12 protein-coding genes are annotated in these 17348 nt (G+C 56.8%); 4 read left to right on the forward strand and 8 right to left on the reverse strand.

Features of this window, described 5'->3' with window-relative positions:
• Positions 1-11: 11 nt before the first annotated feature.
• Positions 12-599, forward strand: coding sequence for a DUF4269 domain-containing protein (locus CHB83_RS20565; RefSeq protein ID WP_089334060.1), 588 nt, complete (start codon positions 12-14; stop codon positions 597-599).
• 372 nt (positions 600-971) lie between these two features.
• Positions 972-2489, forward strand: a complete 1518-nt coding sequence (locus tag CHB83_RS20570) for an HTTM domain-containing protein (protein ID WP_143437225.1) — start codon at positions 972-974, stop codon at positions 2487-2489.
• Positions 2490-2586: 97 nt separating this feature from the next.
• Here CHB83_RS20570 and CHB83_RS20575 read toward each other — a convergent pair whose 3' ends face one another.
• On the reverse strand, positions 2587-3522 hold the full coding sequence (locus CHB83_RS20575; protein ID WP_089334062.1) for a ring-cleaving dioxygenase: 936 nt from the start codon (positions 3520-3522) through the stop codon (positions 2587-2589).
• 50 nt (positions 3523-3572) lie between these two features.
• Complete coding sequence (locus CHB83_RS20580) at positions 3573-4193, reverse strand: alpha/beta hydrolase (protein WP_089334063.1); 621 nt, start codon at positions 4191-4193, stop codon at positions 3573-3575.
• A gap of 243 nt (positions 4194-4436) precedes the next feature.
• Between CHB83_RS20580 and CHB83_RS20585 the strand changes: the two genes are divergently transcribed.
• Positions 4437-4997 (forward strand): TetR/AcrR family transcriptional regulator, encoded by a 561-nt coding sequence (locus CHB83_RS20585; protein WP_089334064.1) that lies wholly within the window; start codon positions 4437-4439, stop codon positions 4995-4997.
• A 68-nt stretch (positions 4998-5065) separates the two neighbouring features.
• On the forward strand, positions 5066-5971 hold the full coding sequence (locus CHB83_RS20590; protein ID WP_089334065.1) for an NAD(P)/FAD-dependent oxidoreductase: 906 nt from the start codon (positions 5066-5068) through the stop codon (positions 5969-5971).
• Positions 5972-6143: 172 nt separating this feature from the next.
• Here CHB83_RS20590 and CHB83_RS20595 read toward each other — a convergent pair whose 3' ends face one another.
• The 6 genes from CHB83_RS20595 to CHB83_RS20620 form a co-directional block, all read right to left on the reverse strand.
• Entirely contained in the window at positions 6144-7181 is a 1038-nt protein-coding gene (locus CHB83_RS20595) for a glycoside hydrolase family 43 protein (RefSeq protein ID WP_089334066.1), read from the reverse strand.
• A gap of 116 nt (positions 7182-7297) precedes the next feature.
• Positions 7298-8716, reverse strand: coding sequence for a glycoside hydrolase family 125 protein (locus tag CHB83_RS20600; RefSeq protein ID WP_089334067.1), 1419 nt, complete (start codon positions 8714-8716; stop codon positions 7298-7300).
• A 97-nt stretch (positions 8717-8813) separates the two neighbouring features.
• Positions 8814-11105 (reverse strand): GH92 family glycosyl hydrolase, encoded by a 2292-nt coding sequence (locus tag CHB83_RS20605; RefSeq protein WP_089334068.1) that lies wholly within the window; start codon positions 11103-11105, stop codon positions 8814-8816.
• A 153-nt stretch (positions 11106-11258) separates the two neighbouring features.
• Complete coding sequence (locus tag CHB83_RS20610) at positions 11259-11957, reverse strand: basic secretory protein-like protein (protein ID WP_179225588.1); 699 nt, start codon at positions 11955-11957, stop codon at positions 11259-11261.
• A gap of 250 nt (positions 11958-12207) precedes the next feature.
• Entirely contained in the window at positions 12208-13743 is a 1536-nt protein-coding gene (locus tag CHB83_RS20615) for a RagB/SusD family nutrient uptake outer membrane protein (RefSeq protein ID WP_089334070.1), read from the reverse strand.
• Positions 13744-13765: 22 nt separating this feature from the next.
• Positions 13766-16903 carry a SusC/RagA family TonB-linked outer membrane protein gene (locus tag CHB83_RS20620; RefSeq protein ID WP_089334071.1) on the reverse strand — a complete coding sequence of 1046 codons (3138 nt, stop codon included), beginning with the start codon at positions 16901-16903 and terminating at the stop codon, positions 13766-13768.
• Positions 16904-17348 lie beyond the last annotated feature (445 nt).

Genomic DNA, 17348 nt, shown 5'->3' on the forward strand with positions numbered 1-17348 from the left:
GCTGCACTGGTATGATCGATTGGAAAGACCTACGATATCTGCAAGCCGGCAATGCCCGGCAGCAGCACGCGTACGCTGTTTTGCAGGCCTTGGCAATGTGGCCGCTACTAGCCGATTTCGACCCCGTGCTGGCGGGCACCATCCCTTTGGCGATTGACACGTCTGCCAGCGACTTGGATGTGCTGTGCGAAGTAGCACCGGCAACTCAAGAGCGGTTCCGCCACCTGCTCAGCACCCAGTACGGGCAGCTACCCGGTTTCCGCATCAGCCAGCACATCGTCAATGGCGTCGATTCTGTAGTTGTCAACTTCAGTTACCAAGGCACCGAATTGGAAGTATTTGGGCAAGCGCAGCCTACTTGCCAGCAGGCAGGGTACCGCCATATGGTGGTGGAGCACGCCATATTGGTAGCCGGCGGCGAAGTGTGGCGGCAAGAAATCCGGCGCCTTAAGCACCAAGGAATGAAAACGGAGCCAGCCTTTGCGGCGTTGCTACATATATCTGGCAACCCATATGAGGCACTTCTGACCTTAGAAAACCAAACGCCCGCGGAATTGCAAGCCTACGTTGCGCGCCACCCTATTTCGCGCGGGTACTAGCCGCAGCAGTAAAAGCACTACGCAGAGCCCTCGTGCTCGATACCGGTAAGGTGCAATTCGTCCTGGTACACGATTTACTGTGAGTGTTCAGCTACCCACTGAGACTGTAAGCAAGCGTAGCTAGGCAGTAAGAGTGGAAATATTTATAGCTTGTTTTGTAATAAAAAGATGCGTGCCACAAATAAATCATTTGGGGGCGCACTAAGCAGCAAAAACGCCTTAGCTGCTCAAAAACCGGTTTTTATAACTATAGTTTGATAATTTTGATCTAATACATGATTTATTAACTTAGACACTCTTTTATGCTATAGGATTAAAATTAGGTTAAATTTATATATTCGCCTTATCAAGTCAATATCACTCCGTGCTCCTATGCAAACAATCCCTACTCCCAAACCTATTGTACCATTACGGAACCGGCAAGACCTATTCCTTTCCGAAAGCCAAGTACGCCAGCCCAGTCTAGCGTACCATTCGGACTCACCGGTGTCGTTCGACCGGCTGTGCCTGTTCTGTTTCGGGTGGGCTATGGCCTCGCTGCTTCACTGCCTATCGTTCTCCGAGCGGTTCACCAGTGAGTTTCCGTTCAGCTATGCCCTTATTGTGGCTGCTTCCTTAGTTATTCTCAACCCGCGCTCCGTGGGCTTGTTTCTCGTCATGGTCAGCATGAGCTTGTGCAATACGCTGACCTGGATGCCCCAAGAGCCTAACCACATTCTCTTCGAGTTTATTGTTAACCTAGGAATTCTGAGTGCGCTGGGTTGGGCGCTGTTCCGCCACTTCCGGGCGGGCGGCACGCGGGAGATGTTGCAAACGCCGCTAGTGCGCGTGGGGCTGTTTAATGCCTTTGCGCCTTTTGTCCGCCTTAGCTTGGTGGTGCTGTATTTCTTCGCCGTACTGCATAAGTTGAACTGGGACTATTTCAATATCGACATCAGCTGTAGTACGGTGTTGCTGAAGGGGTACGGCCACCGCCTACCCTTTATCCCCATCAATACCTTTACTCAGTGGGGGGCCGTTGTTGGTACCCTTGTGGTTGAAACGGCTATTCCCGTGTTGCTCTGCTTCCGGCGCACCCGTTTGGCGGGTATCCTGCTGGGAATGGGGTTCCATTATTTCCTGGCTATCCATCCCGCTCAAGGACTATTTAGCTTTTCGGGCTTACTGTTTGCCAGCTATCTGCTGTTTGTGCCCATGAGCTTGCCCGGCAAGGTGCAACAGCTAGCTACGTCTTGGTTTGGCAAGGCTACCCAAAAGGTGGCATTTGCCTGCCGGGTACTGCTGATCTTAGGCATACTCGGCTTGGTAGCAGCTGGGGCGACTACCCACGCCGTAGGCCTGTTGGTATGTCTTGTGTGGGGTGCCCTGCTGATAGCGGGCTACTTGCTGATGATGCGTGGCTTCACCGCGGGCAATGAGCGTATGGGGCCACTATTGCGGGTGCAAACGGCGGCTTTTTGGCTGGTACCCGCGGTGCTGATCTTCAATGGCCTCAATCCCTACCTTGGGCTAAAGACGGAGAAAAGCTTTTCCATGTTTAGCAACTTGAGAACGGAGGGCGGCGTCAGCAACCATGTGCTGATCCGCAAAGTGGCCTACCTCACGGATGTGCAGAATGATCTGATTGACATAAAAGCAACGAACCTAGCGGCGCTCCAAGCCTTTGCCGACCAGCAGGAGCTAATTACTTACTTCAAGCTGCGCAGCATCACCAGCACCGCTAAACAGGACTTCTACGCCCAGTACACCCGGAACGGGGTGTTGCAAACGGTGCGGGTAGTGAATGGGGTTAGCACCCAGCCGGAGTTGCTGAAACCTTACCCCTGGCTGGTAAACAAGTTTGTGCGGTTCCGGGCCGTCAACAAAGGAGCGTGCCTGTGCAAACATTAGGGTAGCCGCACGCTCACTGACCAAGAGACACCCAGACGCCCGGCGCGCTCAACTCTGTTGAATGCGCCGGGCGTCTGGGCGTTTGGATTTATTGCGCCTAGCCGATGGGAGGGAGTACCGCCTCTAAGCGGGCCCGCAGGTGCTCGTGCTGTTTGGGCAGCTTGAGGCCGGTGCCAAGTTCGGCCAAGGGTTCGTCCACAGTGAAGCCAGGGTTTTCGGTAGCAATTTCAAACAGTACCCCGCCCGGCTCGCGGAAGTACACCGAGTGGAAATAGTCGCGGTCAATTTGCGGAGTAGGTTGCAGGCCTTTCTCGATCAGCTTCTTGCGAATGTACAGCTCGGCTTCGTCGTCTTTCACGCGAAAGGCAATGTGGTGCACCGAGCCGCCGGCCGTAACGCTCCGCGCTTCCCCCGGTACTTCCACCAGGTCGATGTAGGCGGCGCCTTGCACCGTATCGGTCACGTAGCGGTACCGATTCACGTGTTGCTCCAGCAGCGTATAGCCAAACACGTCCGTCAGGATTTCGGCCGTGCCCTTGATGCTAGCCAGGGTGAGCGTAACGGTGTGAAACCCTCTGGTAGCTACTGCCGCACCTACTTCGGAGGTTGTCCAGGGGGTGCGCGGGTCGTCGGTCTTGGATACAATCAGCTCCAGTTTCAGGCCGTCGGGGTCGAGGAAGGTAAGGTACTGCTCCCCAAACTTCTCGCTGGGCTTGTTGTACGTCACGCCGTGCTCGTCGAAGCGCTTCATCCAGAACTCAAAGCTGCCGGCCGGTACCGAGTAGCCTACCTCCGTAGCCTGCCCCAGGCCACGCCGGCCCGGCGTGATGTTCAACCAGGGAAAAAACGTGAGGATAGTACCCGCTGAACCGGTTTCGTCGCCGAAGTAGAAGTGGTACGTGCCAGGGTCGTCGAAATTCACGGTTTTCTTAAGGAAGCGCAGCCCCAGAACTTTGGTGTAGAAATCAAAGTTGCGCTGAGCGTTGCCAGCAATGGCCGTAACGTGGTGCAGGCCTAGAATGCGAGGTTCCATGTAGAGTAAGGTAAAGGGTAAGAGGTAAGCAGCGTACTGCTGGCTGGGCCTTACCGGCCAAAGACTAAGCTATTGGCTAGGTTGAGTTCTTCTTGCGTGATGGTATGCCCCATATTCGGGTATACCTTTTCGGTTACGTGCGCGCCCAGCGCCGTCAGTAGGGCCGTGGAGGCCCGCACGCGTTCCACCGGTACGTGAAAGTCAGGGTCGCTGGTGCCAATGAAGACGGGAGTGCCTGCAAAGTCGCCCTGGTAGCCCTCAGGCCGAAGCTGGTCGCCAATCAAGCCACCCGTGAAGGCAACCACGCCCCCGTACCGGGTAGCATGGCGAGCTACGTACTCTAAGGTAAGGCAAGCCCCCTGCGAGAAGCCCAGAAAGTACAGGTTATCGGCGGTAATGCCAGCAGCCTGAGCGTGGGCCACGGTGCGGCCTACAGCGGCCAGGGCATCTGTCAGCCAAGGCTCATTCTGCGCCACCGGGGCCAAAAAGGAATTCGGGTACCACGTGTTCTGGGTGGCCTGCGGGGCCAGCAATGCAAACCCTGGTAAGTGCAGGTGCGCAGCTAGCGACAAAATATCGGCTGCACTACCGCCCCGACCGTGTAGCATAATGAGGCCCTTAGTGGCCGTAGCAACGGGCTGCCCGCCCGTTCGAAGTGGTTCTTGATGCATAAATACCTCCTACGGGAATTAGCTGTCGACGGAAAATCTTACCCGGCAGTATACGCAAAGAGTGCTTCTCTACCAGCGCCCGACGCTGGGTAAACCCTGCACATTGGGGTATGTGGGCTTGGTTGTCATCAAGCCACACGGCGTAGCTTAAGGCTCGGCTTCATTGAAGTCAAGAAAACAGAGTTGCTGAGTCATATTATTAACTATGTCTCAAATGTGAGACTTTATGCGTAAGTTTGCGCCATGTCAGCGTCGCAAACTCAGCACCGCATCATCGAAGCCGCTATTCTCGTGTTCAACGAGGACTATTCGGCCCCGCTGGAGCACGTTGCGGAGCAAGCCGACGTTACCCGGCGGACGTTGCACCGCTACTTCACCGGCCGCGAGGAGCTACTGGCCTCGTGCGCGCAGGAAATGCGTCGGAGTTGCCAGCAGGCCATGTTGCAGGCGTTGAACAGCTCCGCCGAGCCGCGCAAGCAGCTAGAATACATGCTGTACGCCGGAGTAGACTGCGGTGCTAAGTATGCCCTCTTCAACAAGCTGCACTCCCGACCCGAGCACCACCATACCCCCCTCAATGCTGATTGTGCTGCCTACGATTCCGTTTGTAGCCGCTTTCGTAATGTGATTACCCAATTGCAGGAACAGGGCGCTATCAGCCTGCATCTGACTACGGCCTGGGTAATGGCTCTGTTCAATGGGGTGGTAGTTGCCACCGTCAATGCGGCTACTGCTGGGGCCGTGGCCCCCAATAGCTTAAAGGAATTTGCTTGGTTTTCATTTAGCAAAGGCATTGGGGTGTGATTTTTTTTGCTTCGCAGTGTCTCACTTTTGAGAAAATATACCCTTGTAAGAGACAAAAATTTGTTGCTATGGAAGACCAAGAAGTACTGGACGCAGTGATAGTAGGCGGCAGTTACGCAGGGCTGGCGGCTGCCATGTCGTTGGGGCGGGCCCGGCGCAACGTGTTGATTCTGGACAGCGGCCTGCCGTGCAACCGTCAGACCCCGCACTCACATAATTTCTTAACTCAAGATGGTAGCACGCCGGCAGCTATTGCGGCGCAGGCGTTGGCACAGGTCCTAGCTTACCCAACTGTGCAGTTGTGCCGGGAGGTGGCCGTTGCCGCCACGGGCGCAGACAATGACTTCCGGGTAACAACAGCCTCGGGAGCGACGGTTCGGGCCCGTAAACTACTCTTTGCTACCGGTGTGCACGACCAGATGCCCGCCATTCCTGGTTTTGCCGAAAGCTGGGGCATCTCGGTAATTCACTGCCCTTACTGCCACGGCTACGAGTACCGCGACCAGCCCACCGGCATCCTGCTCAATGGTGACATGGCCGTGGAGCAGGTGCGGCTACTGCTGAATTGGACTCCCACCTTGACGGTTTTCACCAACGGCCCATCAACTATTCAGCCCGAACACCGCCAGCGGTTGTCGGAGCGCGGCATTGCGGTAGAAGAAGCACCCGTAGAGCAGATTGTGCACCAGAGTGGCTACCTAACGCACGTAGTGCTAGCCGGTGGCCGCCAGGTGGCACTACGCGCGCTATACGCCCGGCCAGCCTTCACCCAGCACTGCCTTCTACCTCAAGAACTGGGCTGCACGCTCACCGAGCAGGGCCACCTAGCCGTTGATACCCTGCAGAAAACCAACGTCCCCGGAGTGTACGCCGCCGGCGACGCCACTACGCCCATACGCACGGTAAGCGTGGCTGTAGCTGCCGGCACCTTGGCAGGCGCCATGCTTAGCCGTGAAATGCTCGATGCGCTATAATCCTTTAACTTCTTAATAATCCGTTTGTAGGCACTTTTGGGAAAGAAAAGTAGCTAACCGGCTGAAGAGGCCTTGGAAGTACCTTGCCAGTAACCTATAAGAATAGGGCGGGTAGTCCAAGGCCTCTTATCAGTAGTTGTACCTCTCCACAGTTGAGAAGGTAGACCAACTGTTACAACGGCTGCTTACTCACGCCAGCCGCCGTAATTTTCACGGGCTTTATCAGGCCTTGTGCGTCGAAGGTGAGCTGGTCGATGCAGGTAACGCGGTGGTTGGCGTCGGTTTCGCCGAGGGGGCGGCGGTGGTAGACGATGTACCAGGTATCAGTGTTGGGAGCGTGTAGCACCGAGTGGTGGCCCGCTCCGGTGGCGACTTGTGGGTCTTGCTGTAGAATTTTACCAACGCGTTTGAACGGTCCCAGGGGCGAGTCGGCCACGGCGTAGGCCACGGAGTAGTTGGGTCCACCCCAGCCACCCTCCGACCACATGAAGTAGTATTTGCCGTCTTTGCGAAACATGAACGGTCCTTCCACATAGTTCTGGGGCGTAATTTCCTTGAACGTAGTGCCATCGGGGAAGGGGGTGAAGCCCGTGAAATCGTCCTTTAGCCGCGCAATGTTGCAGTGCGACCATCCTCCGTAGATCAGGTAGTACTGCCCATCCTGGTCGTGAAACACGAACTGGTCGATGGGCTGGGCGCCGTTGTGAATGTTGCCAATCAGGGGCTTGCCCAAGTAGTCGGCAAACGGACCTTCCGGCCGGTTGGCTACGGCCACGCCAATGCCGCCTACTTCGCCTTCGTGCACGTCGTTGGCGCCAAAGAACAGAAAGTACTTGCCGCCCTTCTCAATTACCGAGGGGGCCCACATGGCCTTCTGAGCCCAGTTCACGCGGGTCGTGTCGATGATGCGCGGGTGCTTGGTCCAGTTAACCAGGTCAGGCGAGGAGAAGGCATCCATGAACACCTGCTGCTCATAGGGGGCAGAATACGTGGGGTACACCCAGTATTGCTTGCCGAAGATGGCGCCCTCCGGATCGGCGTACCACCCCGGAAATACCGGATTGCCCGAGGTGGTTTTAGTGGTCTTGAGCCTCGCAGCGTTGGCTGGTTTTTTGGCCGGAGCAGAAGCTTTTTGGGCTACCACAGCCGGGGCCAGAAACAGGCTAGCCAGCGCGCTAAGCAGGAGGGCTTTTCTTATGGGAGTTTTCATATTCGGGCGCGAGCAAGCCGCGTGCAGGACAGGTTCAGCAGTTATTTATACCCAAAGCCCGCGCCACGGGCAAGGGTGAGCGTAGGTGGGTAGGACACCAAGGCGAAGGAGGTGCCCTAAGCTAGCAGCTGGGGCTTCTCCTGGTACACTTTCCACAGAAACTCACCAAAGATGGTATTGGCCCAGGCAAACCACGAGCGGGTAAACTTGCTGGCGTCGTCCTTGTGAAAGGACTCGTGCATGTAGCCCGTGCCTGCGTGGGTGGCCTTCAGACTCTGCACGCAGTCCCTGATTTCGGCGTCGTTGGTGCTGGTGAGGCCGCGGGTGGTAATGGCAATGGGCCAAATCATGTCTTGCCCCACGTGCGGCCCGCCAATGCCCTCGGCGGCGGTACCCTTGAAAAAGAAGGGGTTGGCAGTGGAAAGCAAAAACTTGCGGGTATTCTGGTACACGGGGTCGGTGATGGGCACGGCGCCCAGGTAGGGCAGGGCTACCAGGCTGGGTACGTTGGCGTCGTCCATGAGCACATGGCTGCCGAAGCCGTCCACCTCATAGGCGTATAGGTCGCCGTGCTGGGGGTGCTTCACCACGGCGTACTGACGCAAGGCGGCTTCTACTTCGTTGGCCAGGGCCGTTAGCTCCTGCGCCGTGGCGGCATCCTTGGCCAGGGCCGTCATCATCTCACTGGCCTGGCGCAAGCTTACCACCGCGAAGAAGTTGCTGGGTACGAGAAAGGAGTAGAGGGAAGCGTCGTCGCTGGGGCGGAAGGAGGAACAGATCAGTCCCACGGGCCGCACGGGGTAGCCGTAGCCACTCATGGGCTGGGTATCGGTAGAAGTAGCCGTCTGACGCTGAAACTTGTAGGGCCCCAGGCCTTCCTTGCGCTGTTGCTCCCGGAATGTCTGCAACGTTTTTTTGATGGCCTGCTGCCACTGCGCATCAAAGGGGGCTGCGTCGTTGGTGGTTTTCCAGTAATGGTAAGCCAGCCGGATGGGGTAGCACAGCGAGTCAATTTCCCACTTCCGCTCGTGCACGCCCGGCTGCATTTTCGTCAGGTCCGACTTCCACTCGCCTACCTTGGTGTCATCGCCATAGAACGCGTTGGCATAAGGGTCCTTGATAACGCAGCGCGTCTGCCGGTTGATGACGCCCGCAATCAGCTGCCGCAGCTCAGCGTCTTTATTCACAAACTGCAAGTAGGGCCACACCTGGGCCGAACTGTCGCGCAGCCACATGGCGTCAATGTCGCCGGTGATAACGTACGTATCGGGGCGGCCCTGCAGGGTAGTGTGGGTGACGGTGGTATCCAGGGTGCTGGGGAAGCAGTTAGCGAACAGCCACCCCAGTTCCTTGTCCTTTACCTTCTTGTTGAACTCCACAATGGCCGCTTCTACCGAGCGGCTTCGAAAGCGCCGTTTCTCCGCCGCCGGCCGCACCACCGGAAAGGCGGGGGCTGCACTAGCGAAGGAGTACTGCTTGAAAAATACGCTGGCGGTAAGCAGGGAAACACCCTGGACGAAGGATCTGCGGTTCATGCGGTGGGTAGGATGGAGGTGGGAGGCACTACGCGGCTGCCTGGGCGGCCCAGCCACCCCGGTAGGTGACCAGTGCCCCGAGCAGCCGCGCGGCGGGTTACTTGGCTTTCGACACGGAGAAGGGAGCGGCATCGGCTTTGGTACCGCGGCTCTTGTTGGGCGTCGCGCTCATATCAAAGTCGAGGGTAGCGCCTTTCAGCAGTTCCTCATGGCTGAGGTAGTTCTTATCGTATGTCTGGCCGTTCATCGTCAGCTGGTTCACGTAGCGGTTCTCGCTGGAGTTGTTGCTGGCATTGAGCACGATGTCCTTGCCCGAGGGTAAGTGCAAGGTAGCCTTGGGGAAGAGGGGCGCACCCAGCACGTACTGGTCGGTGCCAGGGCAGACGGGGTAGAAACCCAGCGCCGAGAAAACGTACCACGCCGACGTCTGGCCGTTGTCTTCGTCGCCGCAGTAGCCGTCGGAAGTAGGTAAGTACATGCGGTTCATTACCTCGCGCACCCAGTACTGCGTTTTCCAGGGCTGTCCGGCGTAGTTATACAGGTAAGGCATGTGCTGAATAGGCTGGTTGCCGTGGGCGTAGTTGCCCATGTTGGCAATCTGCATCTCCCGGATTTCGTGGATTACCTGCCCGTAATAGGAGTCGTCGAACACGGGGGGCAGGGTAAAGACGGTGTCTAGCTGGGCCACAAACTTCTCCTTACCACCCATCAAATCCACTAGTCCCTGCACATCATGAAACACCGACCAGGTGTAGTGCCAGCTGTTGCCTTCGGTGAAGGCGTCGCCCCACTTGAAAGGGTTAAAGGGTTTTTGGAAGGTGCCATCCTGGTTTTTGCCTCGCATCAGGCCCGTTTCTTTATCGAACAGGTTGCGGTAGTTCTGGCTGCGCTTGGCGTACAGGTTGATTTCCTTTTTGGGCCGCTTCAGCGCTTTCGCCAATTGGTAGATGGTAAAATCATCGTAGGCGTACTCCAGGGTGCGGGCCGCGTTTTCGTTGATCTTTACGTCGTAGGGCACGTAGCCCAGCTTGTTGTAGTACTCTACTCCCGCGCGCCCCACGGCCGACATTGGCCCGGCGTTATTGGCGCCGTGGGTCAGGGCTTCGTACAGCACGTTCATGTCCTGGCCCCGAATTCCTTTTAGGTAGGCATCAGCTACCACCGAGGCGGAGTTGTTGCCCACCATCACGTTGCGCAAACCGGGGCTAGCCCATTCTGGGAGCCAGCCTCCTTCCTTATAATCATTGGCTAGGCCCTGCTGAATCTCGGTGTTTACATCGGGGTAGAGCAGGTTGAGGAAGGGAAACAGGGCCCGAAAGGTGTCCCAGAAGCCAGTATCGGTGTACATGTAGCCCGGCAGCACTTCCCCGTTGAAGGGGCTGTAGTGCATCACCTTGCCCGTAGCGTCTAGCTCATACAGCTTGCGCGGAAACAGCAAGGAGCGGTAGAGGCAGGAGTAGAACGTGCGGCGCTGGTCAGGTGTGCCGCCCTCAATGTCGATGCGACCGAGGGCCTTGTTCCAGGCCGTGCGTCCTTGCTGGCGGATGGCGTCGAAGTTGTTGGTGCCAATTTCGCGCAGGTTCAGCTCGGCCTGCTCGGGGCTGATAAACGAGGAGGCAACCCGGGCATTTACCTGTTCCCCTTTGCGCGTTTTGAAGCCTACTACGGCGCCGGCGTGATTGGCCGTCACTTCCATCACCCCACTTGCCAGCTTCTTATCCTGGTAGAGGGCCGTGCTGGTAAAGTCGTGGTCGAACTCCAGCACAAAGAAATTCTTGAAGTTTTTGGGTACGCCGCCGCTGTTGCGGGTGGTGTAGCCAATGATTTTGCGCTGCTCTGGCAGCACCTTTACGTAAGAGCCCTTATCTAGCGCGTCGAGCACTACGTAGGCGCTATCCGTCTTGGGGAAGGTGAAGCGGAAACGGGCGGCACGCTCCGTAGGCGCAATTTCCGTTACCACGTCGTGGTCGGCCAGGTACACGCGGTAGTAGTTGGGCTCGGCTACTTCGGCCTTGTGCGAAAACCAGCTGGCCCGTTCATCCTCATCAAACACGCGCTTGCCGGTGATAGGCATGAGAGCAAATTGCCCGTAGTCGTTCATCCAGGGTGAGGGCTGGTGCGTTTGCTTGAAGCCTCGCATCTTGTCGGCCGAGTACTGGTAGGCCCAGCCGTTGCCCATCTTGCCAGTCTGCGGCATCCAGAAGTTCATGCCCCAGGGCAGGGCTACCGCAGGGTAGGTATTGCCGTTGGAGAGGCTAGGCTTAGAGTCAGTGCCAATCAGCGGGTTTACCCACTGCACGGGGTCTTGGGTGGTGGTTGCTACTTGCGCCGGGGCTAGAGGGGCCGCCAGCAGAAAAAGAGCTGCAAGCGCGGGAAGACGTTTAGACATTCGGTTGGGAAAGGTGAAGAAACGCAGGGAAAGCAACGCGCAAGGGTGGCGGGTCGGTGGTAAGGATACTACTTGCCGCGGAATAGTTAGCGCCTGGTTTTCCAGAAAATGCAGAGCAGCACGGCCGTAGTACCACCCGGCGAGGCGCAGGCCCTAGCGGTAGGTGAGTTCCAGGGCCGGATTCTCGGCGTAGAGCGTCCAGAGTTCATCCAGGGTCTTGCCAGTTTTTTGCTTCCAGATATCGGGGGTGTAGGTGTGAGCACGCGCCGCCGCATCCAACTCGTTGATGAGGGTAGAGCGCACGTTCTTTTCCAGCCACACAAAGAACCGGGCCGTAATTCGGTAGCTGTTGGTGTAGCTCTGCCCCGCCTTATAGGCAGGCAGCACCCACTTCGCCTGTACATTGTTCACCCCGTAAGTGTAGCGGACATAATCGGCAATGCCTTCCGTGAGCCAGCCCACCGAGTTAGGCGGGTAGGCCTGCACTACGTGCATCACTTCGTGGGTTACTACGTCCAGGTCCTCGGGGTGCTCGCGCAGCCACTTGGGGCTGTAGGTAGCTACGCCGGCGTCGGTGGCGGCTACGCCCGCGTAGGCCGGGTCAACAATGAAGGTAATCTGCTTGCGCGTTTGCGGGTTGAACCGTTTGGCCTCCAGGGGGTACACCTCGAAAAAGGTAGTAATCATCTTTTGCTTCGTGGCAGTGCTGAACGCGGAGTCCTTGGAAATGAAGGTAAGCGTGTAGCCCTTGCGGATAATGGTCTCTTTTTCGTAGAATGTCCGCTCTGCTGGGCCCAAGGGGGTACTCAGAAAAATATTGCCCCGGTTACCTGCCAACAACGATAGAAGCAAAGCACATAGCGCGAACGGAATACTACTTAGCATGGGCCGGTTATGGGTGCAGTAAAAAAGAGGGTATTGCGTATCAGAAGCGCTGCAAGCTAATGACTTGCGTTGTGCAACACGGTAGATACTACCGAGCACTTATTTGAGGTGAATAAGCACCCGGTAGTAAAACGCCAGGCCAGGGGAATCCTGCAATCGGTAGTAATTCCCAGAACTACCGCTCACCGGCCTCAAGCCTTGGCCTGGCATTACCATATTACCACCCAGGATTCTGGGTTAGCTTCTTGTTATTGTTGATTTCGGCCGAAGGAATGCCCCACAGCAAGTATTTCTCCTGGAAGGCGGGGCCTACCTCGCCCTTGAAGCCGACTACGTCCACAAAGCGGTTGTTGACCACGTCGTACGCTTTGCGCGTGCGCTGCATGTCAAAGTAGGCCTTGTTCTCGTAGGCTAGCTCGTGGTACCGCTCGCGCCACACGGCCTCGCGGAACTGGTCCTTGCTCAGGCCGCTCAGTTCCGGAAGCATAGCCCGCCGCCGAATGGCATTAATCTGCTCGTAGGCTTTGGGCGTGGCGGCGCTGGCTTCGTTGATGGCCTCGGCGTAAATCAGCATCACCTCGGGCATGCGCAGCAGCGTCCAGTTCTCGTCCGATTGCCCATTGCCCGTGGCGCTTTCCACGTGAAAGTACTTGTACAGGGCCTGCGTTTTGAAGTCGACGATCTGGTTGGGGTTCTTGCTGGATGGGTAGCTAGAAAAGAAAAACTGACGCTCTTTGGCGCGCAGGTCGCCGGGCTCGTAGCTCGCGTAGAAGGCGGGCGTGGGTACCACCGAACCGTACTCGTCGTTGTACTTCGAGATGCCCACGAAGTAGGGAATCACGTAGTGGCTGATCTGGTTGGTGGCAATACCAAAGGCATACTGAGCCTGCAAAATCAGCTCGCCCTGGTTTTTGCCGGCATTGTTGTGCAGGTTGATGTACACCGCCGAGTCCACCTTGGTTTTTACCGTCTTCGTAACAAAGAGCGGGTAGCTGTTGGCGTCAATTACCTCGGCGGCCTTGTCGGCGGCTTTCTGATAATTTGCCTGAATACGCAGGGGGTAGCCCGCGGTGGTCAGGTACACGCTGGCCAGCAAGGACTTTACCGCGCCGGTAGAAATGCGCCCGGTGCGGTCTACAGCGGGTAGACCAGCCGCTTCGGCCGTTTGCAGGTCACTGATGATGAGGTCATACACCTCGGCCTGGGGGTCGCGCTCCGGGTATAGGTCGGGGCTGGAGGCATCAATAGGCAAGGTCAGTAAGGGCACATCTCCGTACAAGCGCACCAAGTGGTAATACAGAAAGGCCCGAATAAAGTAGGCCTCGCCCAGCAACGACTTCTTCCTGGCCTCATCCATCTCAATGGCCGGAATGCGGGCAATGGCCAGGTTGGCCGCCCCAATGCCGTTGTAGGCATTGTTCCACACCGATGAAAAGTAGGGGTTGGAAGGATCAATGCTCTGGTTGATAATCTGGTTGTTGTTGAAGCTCTGCCCCAGCGTCGTTGCGTGCAGGGCCATTAGCTCCACCCCAATCCACACCGATTCGCCGTAGCCGGTTTCGGCGTTCATGATGCGTAGGCGGTTGTACAGACCATCAATGGCCGACTGCGCTTGGGCCGCCGAAGTGAAGTAGTTTTCTTGGGTGAGGGTAGAGCGGTTATCTTCCTCAAGGAAGTCTTGGCAGCCGGTGGCCGCTAAGAGCAAGCCTGCGCACAGCGCCGTTTTGGTAAAGTTTCGAAAGGTCGGTAGCATAACAAAGGCAGTGGAGTGGGAATTAGAAGGAGACGTTTAGGCCAGCCGTAACAGTGCGCGCCTTGGGGTAGTCAAAGAATTGAATACCCTGCGCGAAAGCGTTGGTGTAGGTCGACGTCTCCGGGTCGTACCCTTTGTATTTGGTCAGCAGGAAGAAGTTCTGGGCCGATACGTACAGGCGCAGGCGGCTCAGCTTGATGGCTTCTAGCGTAGAGGAAGGGAAGGTGTACCCCAGCACCAAGTTGCGGCCCCGGATGAAAGAGCCATCCTGTACTTTGTATGAGTCAATACGGGAGTCGTAGGAGAGGTAGGAGGGGCGCACCTGCGCAATGCTGGTGTTCTGGTTATCCGGCGTCCAGGCTTCCGTAACGGCGCGGGTGTAGCTGTTGGCCTGGCCTGTGCGGTCCAGCGCCGAGTGGTGGGTTAGGTCCATCACGTCGTTGCCGTAAGTAAACTGCAAATCCACCGTCAGGTCCACGTTGAGGTAGCGCAAGGTGTTGCTAAACGTACCGTAGCCAGTAGGAATGCTCTTGCCCAAAATCACACGGTCTCTGTCGTTTATCTGGCCGTCGTTGTTTTGGTCCTTGAACTTCAAGTCGCCGGGCAGGCGGTTGTAGCGCCGGGCTTCATCGGCCTCGGCCGAGCTCCATGTACCCTCACGCTCCAATCCGAAAAGGGAGCCTACGGGCTGGCCCACGCGCAGCACGTTGGTTTCGTTGAGGAAGTTGGGGCCGGGGAAAATGTCGTCGTTTGCCGAGCCGAGGGCTAGCACTCGGTTCTTGAGAAAGGAGATATTGAAGACCGTTGACCAGGTGAAGTTCTTGCTGTCCACGTTCACCGTGTTCAGCCCCAGTTCCAGCCCCTCGTTGCGGATACCGCCGATGTTGGTAGTGATGCTGCCGTAGCCGCTGGTGCGAGGTACGGGGGCCGCCAGCAGCAAGCGGTCGGTGTTGCGGCGGTACACATCTGCCTCGAAGGCCACCCGGTTTTGCCACAAGCTCAGGTTCAGGCCCAAGTCGTACTGCATGGCCTCTTCCCACTGCAAGTCGGGGTTAGCTAAGGTACTAATGGTCGTGCCCGTGGCCCGCACCCCGTTAAAAATGTAACTATTCGTACCCAATCGGGCCTGCGACTGGTAGTTGCCAATGCTGCTGTTGGCAGTGCGGCCGAAGCCAAAGCGCAGCTTCAGGTCGGAAATAACGGAGTTGTCGCGCAAGAAATCTTCCTGCGAAACGCGCCAAGCCAATGCCGCCGATGGAGTCTGCACATACTTATTATTGGCCCCAAAGCGAGATGCTCCATCTATGCGGTACGTAGCCGTAAGGAGGTAGCGGTCCTTAAAGCTATAGTTGGCGCGGCCAAAGAAGGAGAGAAATTGTGCGGCATCGAAGCTAGAGGCAGGCGGCGACGGCGTAGCTCCCGTGCCTAGGTTGTAATAGAGGTAGGCATTGTCGGGTAGGCCGCGGGTTTCTACCGATTCGGCAAAGTATCGCTCGCGCCGCGTTTCAGTACCAGCTACTAGGTTGATTGAGTGCAGCTCATTGAACTGCTTGTTGTAGGTCAGGTAGTTCTGCCACTGCAGCAGCTTGTTGTCCACGGCGCTGATGCCGGCCACGTTTTGCGTGCCTCCCCGCAGCTGCACCAAGTTGCTGCCAAAGGAGGGGTTTAGGGAGGAGGTGATGTTGGCCCCGGCTACGGAACGGAAGTCCAGGCCCGGCATGAATGTGATGTTGAAAAAGGCGTTGCCGGCAAAGATCTGGTTGCGGTTGATTTGGATATCCTCGCGGGTAAGGGCCACCGGGTTGTCGCCGCCCTCCATATCGGGGTAGTCCTGCCGCTTGCCATAGGTACCGTCGGGGTACTGAATGGGCACGATGGGAATCATCTCAATCATCATGCGCGGGACGTTGTTGCCCCCCACGAAGTTGTTGCCGATGCGGTCCTCAATGTTGGAGTAGTTGACCGTGGCGCCCACTTTCAGCCACTTTTTCACTTGGTTATCTACCACCAAACGGGCCGAATACCGCTTCTGGTAGGTGTTTTTGATGGTGCCGTTGGCGTTGGTATAGTTTAGAAACAGTCCGTAGGTAGTCTGGTCGCCGCCGCCCGTGAAGCCGAGGTTATGACTTTGGCTTACCGCCGTTTGGGTAACCTCATCCTGCCAGTCCACGTCGTAGAGCGGGTTCAGCTGGTCGTCGAAGAGCTTGCCCACCAGGGCTCTGCGCTTAATGCGCGGGTCCCGGTTGGTGTACTTGCCCGCCGCCCAACCAGCGGGGTCGAACTTCTGCACGTTTTGGTAAGCCAAGTCCTCGGCCGCCAGAAACTCTTGGGCGTTGAGTACATCAAGCTTGCGCGCTATCTTGCTTACACTAAAGAAGTTGTCGTAGCTGATCTGTCCGCCTTTGCGGCCGCGCTTGGTCGTAACGATGATTACTCCGCTGCTCCCCCGCGACCCGTAGATGGCCGTAGCTGAAGCATCCTTGAGCACCTCAATGCTTTCAATATCGGCTGGGTTGAGAGCCGTAATGCCAGCTTCCCAGAAAATGCCATCTACTACATACAGCGGGGTGTTGCCCGCCGTGATGGAGGAATATCCCCGCACGCGGATGGTAGGGCTGCTGCCCGGTTGCCCGGAGTTCAGCGACACATCGACGCCCGTAACGCGGCCTTGCAGGCTTTGCGCCACGTTTACCACCGGGCGCTCTAGAATCTCACTGCTTTTCACGCTGCCTACGGCCCCGGTCACGTCGGAGCGGCGCTGGGTTCCGTAGCCTACTACCACTACCTCGTCCAGGGCCTTGTTATCTGTTACTAGCTTGATAGTAAGTGTGGTACGACCTTCTACGCTGATTTCCTGGGCCACAAAGCCAATGGAGGAAACGACCAAGGTTTCATTGCCCGTGGGCAAGGTCAAGGAGAAGTTGCCTTCAGCGTCAGAACTAGCTCCTAATCCACTAGCACCCTTTACAATAATAGTCGCGCCGGGCAAGGGCGCTCCTTTGTCGTCCGTTACGCGGCCCTGCACTGTTACGTCCACGCGGGCCGCAGTAGCCTTCATATCACTGCGGGCCCAGGCCGGCGTGAGGGGAAGGGCCGTAGCGGAACCCAGAAGGAGCAAGGGGGCACCACGCCAGTTTCGGATAGCTAGAGAAGTGAGCATAGGGATGAGATTGTGGGATGAAAAACATGTAGCCGCAGGGAGGCGGGTGGGAAGTGCAGGAAGGAAACCGCGTAGTAGAATAGATTGACCTAAAGGGATAATAGTTAGATTAAACGTTTTAGCATACAGGTATACTAAGGATGGCTCGTGGAAAAATAAACCATGAGGAAAAGCAGAAAAAACACAAGGGTACTACACGCTGAGAGGGAAGCAGACCAACCTAGTAGCAGAGCTATTTTGTGAGTAAAATTCTGTATTAGAGAAGTTTACTAAATAGACCACCATTGTCAAACGCACAGATGCTGGCAACGAAATCAAGTTAAACACACGAAAATCCTTCGTGGCTAACTGCGAAAAAATCTGCCTCCTGATAGGTAAGCAGACCTTGATGAGGGCGTATCTGGCGAAAAGATGAAGGATTTATCTTGATAAACCAAAGTTTGCT

This window comes from Hymenobacter mucosus (assembly GCF_900188255.1).
Classification (GTDB): domain Bacteria; phylum Bacteroidota; class Bacteroidia; order Cytophagales; family Hymenobacteraceae; genus Hymenobacter; species Hymenobacter mucosus.